General features: G+C 69.3%; 8 protein-coding genes. 7 read left to right on the top strand and 1 reads right to left on the bottom strand.

The window, feature by feature from the left end; translation table 11 throughout:
- Positions 1–200 precede the first annotated feature (200 nt).
- Positions 201–3,413, bottom strand: coding sequence for a glycosyl hydrolase family 95 catalytic domain-containing protein (locus tag OG587_RS46440; RefSeq protein ID WP_329085488.1), 3,213 nt, complete (start codon positions 3,411–3,413; stop codon positions 201–203).
- A gap of 467 nt (positions 3,414–3,880) precedes the next feature.
- Here OG587_RS46440 and OG587_RS46435 point away from each other — a divergent pair, with 467 nt between their 5' ends.
- The 7 genes from OG587_RS46435 (at position 3,881) to OG587_RS46405 (ending at position 11,722) form a co-directional block, all read left to right on the top strand.
- Positions 3,881–4,726, top strand: coding sequence for a fumarylacetoacetate hydrolase family protein (locus OG587_RS46435; protein WP_329085486.1), 846 nt, complete (start codon positions 3,881–3,883; stop codon positions 4,724–4,726).
- On the top strand, positions 4,723–6,117 hold the full coding sequence (locus tag OG587_RS46430; RefSeq protein ID WP_329085485.1) for an L-fuconate dehydratase: 1,395 nt from the start codon (positions 4,723–4,725) through the stop codon (positions 6,115–6,117). The genes OG587_RS46435 and OG587_RS46430 overlap by 4 nt, the downstream gene beginning before the upstream one ends.
- Complete coding sequence (locus tag OG587_RS46425; RefSeq protein ID WP_329085483.1) at positions 6,110–6,856, top strand: SDR family NAD(P)-dependent oxidoreductase; 747 nt, start codon at positions 6,110–6,112, stop codon at positions 6,854–6,856. The genes OG587_RS46430 and OG587_RS46425 overlap by 8 nt, the downstream gene beginning before the upstream one ends.
- 75 nt (positions 6,857–6,931) lie before the next feature.
- Positions 6,932–7,999 carry a sugar ABC transporter substrate-binding protein gene (locus OG587_RS46420; protein WP_329085481.1) on the top strand — a complete coding sequence of 356 codons (1,068 nt, stop codon included), beginning with the start codon at positions 6,932–6,934 and terminating at the stop codon, positions 7,997–7,999.
- On the top strand, positions 7,999–9,495 hold the full coding sequence (locus OG587_RS46415; protein WP_329085480.1) for a sugar ABC transporter ATP-binding protein: 1,497 nt from the start codon (positions 7,999–8,001) through the stop codon (positions 9,493–9,495). Before OG587_RS46420 ends, OG587_RS46415 begins: the two co-directional genes overlap by 1 nt.
- Complete coding sequence (locus OG587_RS46410) at positions 9,492–10,505, top strand: ABC transporter permease (RefSeq protein ID WP_329085479.1); 1,014 nt, start codon at positions 9,492–9,494, stop codon at positions 10,503–10,505. Before OG587_RS46415 ends, OG587_RS46410 begins: the two co-directional genes overlap by 4 nt.
- Positions 10,506–10,759: 254 nt before the next feature.
- Complete coding sequence (locus OG587_RS46405; RefSeq protein WP_329085477.1) at positions 10,760–11,722, top strand: aldo/keto reductase; 963 nt, start codon at positions 10,760–10,762, stop codon at positions 11,720–11,722.
- The last annotated feature ends 3 nt before the right edge of the window (positions 11,723–11,725 follow it).

Here is an 11,725-nt window from a genome sequence, read left to right as displayed (position 1 = left end):
CCGAGTGCCCCGCACGGCCCCGCACACGGCCGCGAGGCCCGAAAAGCGTGGGTGCTTTTCGGGCCTCGCGGGGTGAAACAGGGTGAAACAGGGTGAAACAGGGTTAAGCGGGGTGAATCAGGATGTGTCAGGGGTGGGGGTCCGATACGGGAACCGGAGACGGATCCCGTACCGGAACCGGGGACGGATCGCGTACCGGATCAGAACGCGATGTCGCGCCAGGTGCCCACCTCCGCGGCGGTCAGGGCCTTCGGCAGGATGGCCATCCGGTCGACCGCGCCGGTCAGGCGCTGGCCGCCGTCCTGGTCGGCGGCGAAGCGCAGCGGCCGGGCGATGCAGCCGGTGATGCCGTCGGTGGTGGCGTTGCCGCCGCCGACCCGGGTGCCGTCGACGTAGGTGTTGATCGCGCCGTTGCGGTTCATGGTGACGACGAGGTCGATGTAGCGGCCGGTCGGGATCGTCCCGCTCAGCCCCACGTTCTGCCCGGCGCCGATGAAGCGCAGGGTGTTGGAGGGGGTGAGGTCGATGATGATCCCGTCGGTGCCGGGGTTGCCGCCCGGCTGGGAGTCGAAGAGCCTCCGGTAGCCGGTTCCCCCGATCTTGACCTCGGCCGCGAACGTCGCCTCGGGCATGTAGCCCAGCAGCGTGCTCGCCGTGGAGAGGTAGGTCGAGCCGTTCAGGACCAGCCCGCTGCCGCTCGGGGCGGTGGCGTCGTAGGTCGCCGTACCGACGATGTTGGCGTTCCTGCCGCTGCCCGAGCTGTCGGTCACGGTCGTGCCCGACGTCGGGTCCCAGGCGACGACGGCCCTGTCCGTCGGCGGGGTGACGCACGGGTTGAGGCCGACGGCCGCCGAGCTGCCCGCCTTCCAGCCGTCGCCCGAGAGCTCCGCCGCGACCCGTGCGGACCTGGTCCCGTTCGAGGGGCCGACGACCACGGAGAACGAGAAGGTCTTGGAGTCGCCCGGCGAGACGGCGGGCACCTCGATCGAGGCGGGGGTGGAGGTCCAGCCCTGCGGCAGGGTGAGGGCCAGCGTGCCGGCGACCTCCTCATTGCCGGTCGCGGTGACGGCGACGGTGACCGGGATCGTCTCGCCGGCGCCCGCGATCACGGGTGCGGTGATCTTGACGGTCACCTCGTTGACGATCGTGTAGGACTCTCCGTCCTTGGCGTCGATGGTGATGACGTCACCGTCGCGGGGCGGGGTGATCGTCTTGCCGCTCTCGTCCTCGACGTGGTAGCGGCCATTGATCATGGCGGCGCGGACCTTGAGGGGACCGGACCTCCCCGCGTGCACGGTGACCCTGTCGGCGTTGCCGTCCTTCCACGAGGCGTCCACGGTCACGTCGCCCCGGGCGCGCAGGCCGGTGACCGAGCCGTTGGACCAGGCCGACGGCAGCGCGGGCAGTACGTGGACCGTGTCGTGCTGGCTCTGCAGCAGCATCTCGGCCATGCCGGAGGTGGCGCCGAAGTTGCCGTCGATCTGGAACGGCGGGTGGGTGTCCCACAGGTTGTCCAGCGTGGAGCTCTTGAGCTGCTCGCTGAGCATCTTGTGCGAGTGGTCGCCGTCCAGCAGGCGGGCCCAGAAGTTGACCTTCCACGCCTTGCTCCAGCCGGTGCCGCCGTCGCCTCGCGCGGTGAGCGAGATCTTGGCCGCCTCGGCCTCCGGGGTACCGGCCGTGATCTGCCGCCCGGGGTGCAGGGCGAAGAGGTGGGAGACGTGCCGGTGGTCGTTGCGCGGGTTGTCCAGGTCCTGCTTCCACTCCTGGAGCTGGCCCCAGGAACCGATCCGGATGCCCGGGTCGAGCTTGTCCAGCGCGGCCTGCAGCTCGGCCTGGAAGGGCTTGTCGTTCTTCAGCTCCTTCGCCGCCTCCAGGGTGTTGGTCAGCAGGTCGTAGACGATCTGCTGGGACATCGAGGCGCCGGCCGTGAAGTCGCCCTGCTCGGGGGAGTAGCTGGGGGAGACCACGAGCTTGCCGTCACGCGGGTCGGTGTAGAGGGTGTCCAGCCAGAACTCGGCCGCGCCCTTCATCGCCGGGTACGCGGTCGTGCGCAGGTACTTGTTGCTGCCGCTGAAGCGGTAGTGGTCGTACATCTGCTGGGTCAGCCACGCCGCCGCGTCGGGGAACCAGAACGAGCTGGCCCAGTTGTGCACGCCGGTGAAGCCGAACGGGTTGGTCTCGTTGTGCACCACCCAGCCGCGCGCCCCGAACATCTCCTGCGCGGTCTTCTGGCCGGGGGCGACCATCGACTGGATGTACTTGTCGTACGGCTCGGTCGTCTCGGCGAGGTTGGTCTGCTCGGCGAGCCAGTAGTTCATCTGCAGGTTGATGTTGACGTGGTAGTCGGCCGACCAGGGTGGATTGGTGGAGTTGTTCCACACGCCCTGCAGGTTGGCCGGGAGCGATCCCTCCCTGGAGGAGGCGATCAGCAGGTAGCGGCCGTAGGCGAAGAACAACGCCTCCAGCGCTCGGTCGTCGGTCGAGGCGCCGCCGGTGTACGCCGCGCGCAGCCTGTCGGTCGGGATGGCCGGCGCCTTCTGCCCGAGGTCCAGCTTGACCCGGTCGAACAGGTTCCGGTAGTCGGTCAGGTGCTTGGACTTGAGCCCCTCGTACGACCTGCCGGCGGCCGCGTCGACCGCCGCGGTCACCTTGGCGTGCGGGTCCACGGTCCGGTAGGTCGGGTAGACGTCGGAGTAGTCGGTGCCCGCCGACAGCACGAACATCGCGCTGTTGGCGCCCGTGACGGTGACCCTGTCGGTGCCGTCGGTGCGGGTGCCGCCCTGGGTGACCACCTGGACCTGCGACTCGAACTTCATGCCGTTGTCGGCGAGCACGCCCTTGACGGTGAGGCGGCCCTTGGAGACCGAGACCTGCTTGTCGTTGCGGGGCGAGGAGGTGCGCAGCGTGAAGGAGACCTTACCGCCCTTGTCGGCGGAGATCCGGCCGACGACGACGTTGCTGGGGTGGCTGGCGAAGTACTCGCGGGAGTAGGTCACCCCGTCCGCGGTGTAGCCGACCTTGGCGACCGCGTCGCGCAGGTTCAGCTCCCGGCGGTAGCCGGTGGCCGTGCCCGCCGGGATTTCGGGCATGTCCAGCCAGAGGTCCCCAAAGGTCTGGTAGGAGCCGAAGCCGCTCTTGGGCTGTCCGAGCTTGGCCGCCACCGCCTCGGGAGACATCTTGCCATCACGGTCGATCTGCGCTCGGACCTCGGCGATCGCGTTCGGCCTGGGAGTGGTCCAGTTGCCGAAATTGTAGTTGTTCGCGCCGGGGCCGCCGGTCCACAGGGACTTCTCGTTGAACTGGATCTGCTCGCTGTTGACACCGCCGAACACCATGGCACCCAGCGCGCCGTTGCCGATCGGCAGCGCCTGGGTCTCCCAGTCGGTGGCTGGCTTGTCATACCAGAGTGTCAAATCATCGGGTGTATCTAGCTGTGTCAGATTTGTTGACAGTTCTGCGTTAGCTGAACTCTGGCCGTATAACCCGGTGGCAAGGGTGAGGGCGGCAAGGAGGGCGACGCCGAGACGTCGTCGTGGGGGGTGGAGCAACGGATTCCTCCGATCACAGGGCTGGGCTGTTTCAAGGAGATAGCACCGAAATTCCGCCGTAACAAGTCTCGTCCTCCGATGTTTATCGTTGATTGACCACTTTTGTGCCTCTCACCACCGCGAACGTCCTAGATGATCTCTGTTTCCGTCCGCGCGAGGAAATCCGATGACCGGAGGCCAGGGTTCGCGGACGATCCGGTATAACCCCTGCAAGCTGCGGTTTCTCCTCGATAACGGATCGGATGTATCGGCCCGTGAGGGGTTGACACCGAGGTTCGGCGTCGTTCAGCATCACGAGACAAGACATCCGATGTATCAACGAAGGGTGCGGTGTGAAGCTGCTGCGAGTGGGACCCGTCGGCCAGGAGCGACCGGCCGTCCTGGACGGGGCCGGTAACCTCCGCGAAATCTCGGAAGCCGAGATCGACGGGGCTTTCTTCGCTTCCGGGGGAGTGGCTCGTGTCCGAGAGGCGCTGGAGCGGGACGACCTTCCCGTGCTGGACGCCGAGGGGCTGCGGATCGGCGCCCCGATCGCGCGGCCGGGGAAGATCGTGTGCGTCGGCCTCAACTACCGCGACCACGCGGAGGAGACGAACGCCGCCATCCCGGCCGAGCCGATCATCTTCATGAAGGCTCCCAACACGGTCGTCGGGCCCAACGACGAGGTGCTCATCCCCAGGGAGAGCGTGAAGACCGACTGGGAGGTCGAGCTGGCCGTCGTCATCGGCGAGACGGCCCGCTACGTCGAGACGCACGAGGAGGCACTGTCCAAGATCGCGGGCTACGCCATCTCCAACGACGTCTCCGAGCGCGAGTTCCAGCTGGAGCGCGGCGGCCAGTGGGACAAGGGCAAGTCCTGCGAGACCTTCAACCCGCTCGGCCCCTGGCTGGTCACCCCCGACGAGATCCCCGACCCGCAGTCCCTGGGCCTGCGCCTGTGGGTGGACGGCGCGCAGTTCCAGAACGGCGACACCAAGAACATGATCTTCACCGTGGCGGAGGTCGTCCGCTACCTCAGCCGGTTCATGGTCCTCGAACCCGGTGACCTGATCAACACCGGCACTCCCGCGGGCGTCGCGCTCGGTCTGCCCGACACGCCCTACCTGCGCGCCGGGCAGATCGTGGAGCTGGAGATCGACGGCCTCGGGAGCCAGCGACAGACCGTGGGGCAGGCATGAGCGACAGAATCGACACCCGCGAGGACGCGACCGTGGAAACGGCCGGGAGCGAGACGGGTGGCGCGGTGGAGGCGGCCGAGGGAGTCCTGGCGGGGGTGGGCGCGTACCGCATCACCTCGATGGAGACCCACGACATCCGCTTCCCCACCTCGCTGGAGCTCGACGGCTCCGACGCGATGAACCCCGACCCCGACTACTCGGCCGCCTACCTGGTCCTGCGAACCGACGACGGGTTCGAGGGCCACGGCTTCGCCTTCACCATCGGGCGCGGCAACGAGGTGCAGACCGCCGCGATCAGGGCCCTGGAGCCGTACGTGCTCGGCAGGGACGCCGAGGACATGGGCACCCTCTGGAAGGACATGGTTCACGACTCCCAGCTGCGCTGGCTCGGCCCGGAGAAGGGCGTCATGCACATGGCGATCTCCGCCGTGGTCAACGCGCTCTGGGACCTCAAGGCCAAGCGGGCGGGCAAGCCGCTCTGGCTGCTGCTGGCCGAGATGTCCCCCGAGGAGCTCGTCGGGCTGGTCGACTTCCGCTATCTCACCGACGCGCTCACCCCGCAGGAGGCGCTGGAGATCCTGCGCGCCGCCGAGCCCGGCAGGCGCGAGCGCGTGGCCTACCTGCGGGAGCACGGCTACCCGGCCTACACGACCTCACCGGGATGGCTCGGCTACGGCGACGACAAGCTGCGCCGCCTGTGCAAGGAGGCGATGGACGAGGGCTTCACCCAGATCAAGCTGAAGGTCGGCGCCGACCTGGAGGACGACCGGCGGCGGATGCGCATCGCCCGCGAGACCTGCGGCGAGGACTTCCCCATCGCGATCGACGCCAACCAGCGCTGGGACGTCGACACCGCCATCGCCTGGGTGAACGCCCTCGCGGAGTTCCGCCCGCACTGGGTGGAGGAGCCGACCAGCCCCGACGACGTGCTCGGCCACGCCGCCATCGCCCGGGGCATCGCGCCCATCCCGGTGGCCACCGGCGAGCACGTCCAGAACCGCATGGTCTTCAAGCAGCTCCTGCAGGCCGACGCGATCTCCTACCTGCAGATCGACGCGGCCCGCGTCGCGGGTGTGAACGAGAACGTCGCGATCCTGCTGCTCGCCGCCAAGTTCGGCGTCCCGGTCTGCCCGCACGCGGGCGGGGTCGGCCTGTGCGAGCTGGTGCAGCACCTGTCGATGTTCGACTACGTCGCGGTCAGCGGCTCGCTGGAGGGCAAGGTGATCGAGTACGTCGACCACCTCCACGAGCACTTCGTCGATCCCGTGGTGATCGAGAAGGGCGCCTACGTCGCGCCGAGCCGGCCCGGCTTCGGAGCGGCCATGCACGCCGCCTCGATCATCGACTACACCTACCCCGACGGCCCGGTATGGAGGTCCCTCAATGGGTGAGTTCGACGGCCTGCGCGCCCTGGTCACCGGTGGCGGGTCCGGCATCGGCCTGGCCACCGCCACCCTGCTGGCCGAGCGGGGCGCGAAGGTGGCCTCCCTCGACATCAACGCCTCCGGTGGCCCGTTCGTCGAGGTCAAGGCGGACGTCACCGACGAGGAGGCGGTCCGCGCGGCCGTCGCCCAGGCCGTCGAGCAGCTCGGCGGCTTGGACATCCTGGTCAACAACGCCGGGATCGGCGCCGCCGGGACGATCGAGGACAACCCCTACGAGGAGTGGTCCAGGGTCCTGGACGTCAACGTCCTGGGCATCGTCCGGGTCACCCGGGCGAGCCTGCCGCACCTGCGCCGCTCGGCGCACGCCGCGATCGTCAACACCTGCTCGATCGCGGCGACGGCGGGACTGCCCCAGCGGGCGCTCTACAGCGCGTCCAAGGGGGCCATCCAGTCGCTGACCCTGGCGATGGCGGCCGACCACGTCCGTGAGGGAATCCGGGTCAACTGCGTCAACCCGGGCACCGCCGACACCCCCTGGGTGCAGCGTCTGCTCAACGCGGCGCAGGACCCGGCGGCCGAGCGGGCGGCCCTGGAGGCCCGCCAGCCGACGGGCCGTCTGGTAAGCGCCCCGGAGGTCGCCGCGGCGATCGCCTACCTCGCGAGCCCGCTCGCGGCGGCCACCACCGGCACGGCCCTGGCCGTGGACGGCGGGATGCAGGGGCTCAGGCTCCGGCCGAAGTCATGACCGGCATCCACGCATAGGTATATAGGTCTAAAGATAATTCACCCCCCATATATAGCTTTGAATCGAGGCAACGGTATGAAAATCGGACCCGCGGCGACAGGTGCGGCCCTGCTCGCGATCTCCTTCACCCTCTCCGCCTGTGGATCGTCGGAGCCCACGACCGCGGCCCAGCCCACCGGTGACGCGTCCGCCGCCCCCGCCGCCCCCGCGGGCGGCAAGGTCGGCATCGACTTCCCCCGCACCGACTCCGACTTCTGGAACTCGTACAACAAGTACGTCCCCCAGATGGCGACCGAGCTGGGCGTCGACCTGATGCCCCCGACCAACTCGCAGAACGACGTGGCCAAGCTGGTCGCCAACACCCAGGCCCTGACCGGCCAGGGCGCCAAGGTGATCGTCATGGCCCCGCAGGACACCGGCGCCATCGCCTCCACGCTGCAGACGCTGGAGGGCAAGAACATCCCCGTCGTCACCGTGGACACCCGCCCCGACAAGGGCAAGGTCTACATGGTCGTGCGGGCCGACAACAAGGCGTACGGCACGAAGGCGTGCGAGTTCCTCGGCGAGAAGCTCGGCGGCAAGGGCAAGGTCGTCCAGCTCATGGGCGCGCTGTCGTCGATCAACGGCCGTGACCGGGCCGAGGCGTTCCGCGGCTGCATGAAGGACAAGTTCCCCGGCATCACGGTCTTCGAGGAGCCGACCGAGTGGGAGGGCACCAAGGCCGCCTCCATGCTCCAGACCCGTCTCGAGCAGCACCCGGACATCAAGGGCGTCTACATGCACGCCGGAGGCGTCCACCTGGCCCCCACCCTCCAGGTGCTCAAGGCCAAGGGCCTGATCGTGCCGCCGGAGGACCCCAAGCACGTCTTCGTGGTCTCCAACGACGGCATCCCGCAGGAGTTCGACGCCATCCGCAAGGGTGAGATCGACGCCACGGTCTCCCAGCCGGCCGACCTCTACGCCAAGTACGCGCTCTTCTACGCCAAGGCCGCGTCCGAGGGCAAGACCTTCCAGCCTGGCCCGACCGACCACGACAGCACGATCATCCAGCTGCCGAACGGCCTTGAGGACCAGCTCCCCGCTCCCCTGGTCACCAAGGAGAACGTGGACGACCAGGCTCTCTGGGGTAACCAGGTCAAGTGATGACATCTTCCGTCAAGGCAGTCGAGGCGCTTGGGATCACCAAGCGCTTCGGCCCGACCACCGCGCTCAACGGTGCCGGGATCGCCATCACCGAGGGGGAGACGCACGCGCTCGTCGGCAGGAACGGCGCGGGCAAGTCCACGCTGGTGTCGATCCTGACCGGGCTCCAGCGCCCCGACGAGGGTGAGGTCCGCTTCGCCGGGCAGCCCGCGCCGTCGTTGGCCGACCGGGACGCCTGGCGGCAGAGGGTCGCGTGCGTCTACCAGAAGTCGACGATCATCCCCAGTCTGTCCGTCGCGGAGAACCTCTTCCTGAACCGGCAGACAGAGCGGGGCAAGATCAGCTGGCGGAGCCTGCGCACGCGGGCCCGCCAGTTGCTGGAGCAGTACGGCGTGGACGTCGACGCGGAGACCATGGCCGGGGATCTGGGGGTCGAGCAGCGCCAGCTGCTGGAGATCGCCAGGGCGCTGTCGTTCGGCGCCCGGTTCATCATCCTGGACGAGCCCACCGCGCAGCTCGACGGTCCGGCCATCCAGCGGCTCTTCGACCGGATGCGCTCCCTGCGGGAGCAGGGCGTCACGATGATGTTCATCTCCCACCATCTGGAGGAGGTGTACGAGATCTGCCAGAGCGTCTCGGTCTTCCGCGACGCCCGGCACATCGTCACCGCCACGGTCGGCGAACTACCCCACGACCAGCTTGTGGACGCGATGACCGGCGAGGCCACCGCCGCCTACGAGTACCGCACCCGGACGGCCGCCCCCGAGGCCCCCGTGGTGCTGTCCGCGAAGGCGCTCACCCTCGCCGGGCGCTACGAGGACGTGGACCTGTCCGTCAGGGCCGGCGAGATCGTCGGTCTCGCCGGCTCCGGCAGCAGCGGCAAGGTCGGTCTCGCCGAGACCCTGGTCGGCCTGCACCGGGCCGACACCGGGACGGTGACCGTCAACGGCACCGACATCAGGCAGGGCGACGTGCCCTCCGCGCTCCGCGCCGGGCTCGGGTTCGTCCCCCAGGACAGGCACCACCAGGGTTTCGTGCCGCTGCTGTCGATCGCCGAGAACGCGACCATCCCGATCGCCCACAAGCTCGGCCGCTACGGCGTGGTCTCCCCGGCCCGCCGCCGCGAGCGCGGTGCCCGGATGATCGACCTGCTGGATATCAAGACGACGGGCCCCGACCAGCCGGTGGCCGACCTGTCCGGCGGCAACGCCCAGAAGGTGGTGCTGGCCAGGGCGCTTGCCGACGACCCGAACGCGCTCGTGGTCATCAACCCGACCGCCGGGGTGGACGTCAAGGCCAAGCACTCCCTGCTCGGCGCCGTGGAGGACGCGGCCGATCGCGGAGCGGGGGCCGTACTGGTCTCCGACGAACTCGACGACCTGCGAATCTGCGATCGCGTCCTCGTCATGTTCCACGGCAGGATCGTCAAGGACGTGCCGCGCGGCTGGACCGACAACGAGCTGGTGGCGGCGATGGAAGGTATCGACCACTCATGACCACGACAAAGACCCCTCCGCCCGTGCTGGCGGCCCCGCAGGGCCGTCGCATCCAGCTCGGGCGGTTCCGCGACCTCACCCTGGTCCCGGTGATCGTCGTACTGCTGATCGCCGGTTCCTTCGTGGACCCGGTCTTCCTCACCCCGGGCAACCTGACCAACGTGCTGCAGCAGCAGTCGGCCCTGGCACTGGTGGTTCTCGCCGAGGCGCTCATCCTGATCGCGGGCAAGTTCGACCTGTCGCTGGAGTCCACGGTCGGCATGGCGCCCGCCGTCGGCGTGATGCTGGTCATCCCGGTGGCGGCCGGAGGGTTCGGCCTGGAGCTGCCCGGCATCCTGGCGATCCCGCTGTGCCTGCTCGTCGGCGGCCTGGTCGGCGCCTTCAACGGCTTCCTGATCCTGCGGTTCCAGCTGTCGGCCTTCATCGTCACGCTGGCCATGATGATCGTCGTGCACGGCCTCCAGCTGGGTCTCACCCAGGGCAAGAGCCTGTTCGAGCTGCCCGAGTCGTTCCTCTACCTCGGCAGCGCCAACTGGCTGGGCCTGCCGGCGGCCATCTGGATCACCGGCGTCCTCTTCACGGTGGCCATCGTCGCCCTCGGCTACTTCCGGGGCGGCCGCTCGCTCTACGCCATCGGCGGCAACGCCGACGCCGCCCGCGCGGCCGGCATCAGGGTCGAGCGGGTCGTCTGGGTCGTCTTCGTCATCGGCGGGATCCTCGCCGCGCTCGCCGGAGTGCTGGAGACCGGCCGCCTGGGCGGCATCAGCGCCAACCAGGGCGTCGGCTGGATCTTCATGGCCTTCGCGGCGGCCGTCATCGGCGGCGTCAGCATGGACGGCGGCAAGGGAACGATCCTCGGCGCGCTCACCGGTGTCCTGGTGATCGGCCTCGTCGAGAACATCCTGACCCTGAAGGGCGTCCCCGGCGAGTGGAAGCAGCTCGTCTACGGTTCGATCATCCTGGTCGCCCTGATGATCAGCCGCCTGGCGGGCGGTAAGGCCCAAGATTGACGCTTTGAGAGTGGCGTGAAGTCCGGACAAGACCGTGAAATCGTGCGGAGGCTCAGGCCGTACGAGGAACGCGAAGTGGCGCGAGGACATGTCCCCGTGAAGCGGCACGGCACACCCGTGCGGCGGCGCGGGGACGTCCCTCTGCCGCGCGGCGACTGCCACGCGGCGGCGCGTCGTCCGGGCGTGAGAGTCTCGTCCGGGTGTGAGGCGATGCGGGGCGCCGGTCCGGCAGGGCGCCCCGCCATACGAGAACCATGAAGCCGTACAGAACGGAGCGAGCGGTGCAGGTCAGCAGGTACGGCTTCGGCGCGGCCCCGATCGGGAACCTGTTCTCGGAGGTCGGCGAGGACGCGGCGCGTGCGGCGGTGGACGCGGCCTACGAGGCGGGGGTCCGCCTGTTCGACACCGCGCCCCACTACGGGCTCGGCCTGTCGGAACGGCGGCTCGGCGCCGCCCTGGCGGAGCGGCCCCGTGACTCCTACACCCTGTCCACCAAGGTCGGCCGCCTGATCGTGCCCGCCGTCGGCGAGGGACCCTTCGGCCGGGACGACCAGGGCTTCGACGTTTCCGCAGAGCTGCGCCGGGTGTGGGACTTCTCCCGCGATGGGGTCCTGCGGTCGCTGGAGGAGAGCCTGGAGCGGCTCGGCCTCGACACGGTCGACGTCGTCCTGATCCACGACCCGGACGACCACTGGGAGCAGGCCGTCTCCGAGGCGTTCCCGGCCCTGGCCGAACTGCGTGACCAGGGCGTCGTCAAGGCCGTCGGGGTCGGCATGAACCAGGCGGGGATGCTCGCCGGATTCGTCCGCGAGACCGGTGTCGACCTGGTCATGCTCGCCGGGCGCTACACCCTCCTCGACCAGTCGGGAGAGGACGAGCTGCTGCCCCTGTGCGCCGAGCGCGGCGTCTCGGTGTTCGCCGCCGGGGTGTTCAACAGCGGCCTGCTGGCCACCCACGACCCGTCGGGCACCTACGACTACGCACCCGCCCCCGGCCCGCTCCTGGAGCGCGCCCGCCGCATCGCCGCCGTCTGCGAACGCCACGACGTCACCCTCCCCCAGGCGGCCCTGGCCTTCCCGCTGCGCCACCCGGCCGTCGCCAGCGTCGTCATCGGCGCCCGCTCCGCCGCCGAGGTCACCCGCAACGCCGAACTCACCGCCAAGCCCGTCCCCGAAGCCCTCTGGACCGACCTCACCGCCGAGGGCCTGATCCCTTGAACG

This window comes from Streptosporangium sp. NBC_01469 (assembly GCF_036227305.1).
Taxonomy (GTDB): domain Bacteria; phylum Actinomycetota; class Actinomycetes; order Streptosporangiales; family Streptosporangiaceae; genus Streptosporangium.
The sequence above is the reverse complement of the archived record's forward strand: the minus strand, read 5'-3'. Positions and strand labels throughout refer to the sequence as shown.

Coding starts and splice junctions, on each gene's coding strand:
- OG587_RS46410 (WP_329085479.1), top strand. CDS start 9,492: ATGACCACGACAAAGACCCCTCCGCCCGTGCTGGCGGCCCCGCAGGGC.
- OG587_RS46420 (WP_329085481.1), top strand. CDS start 6,932: ATGAAAATCGGACCCGCGGCGACAGGTGCGGCCCTGCTCGCGATCTCC.
- OG587_RS46425 (WP_329085483.1), top strand. CDS start 6,110: ATGGGTGAGTTCGACGGCCTGCGCGCCCTGGTCACCGGTGGCGGGTCC.
- OG587_RS46415 (WP_329085480.1), top strand. CDS start 7,999: ATGACATCTTCCGTCAAGGCAGTCGAGGCGCTTGGGATCACCAAGCGC.
- OG587_RS46405 (WP_329085477.1), top strand. CDS start 10,760: ATGAAGCCGTACAGAACGGAGCGAGCGGTGCAGGTCAGCAGGTACGGC.
- OG587_RS46430 (WP_329085485.1), top strand. CDS start 4,723: ATGAGCGACAGAATCGACACCCGCGAGGACGCGACCGTGGAAACGGCC.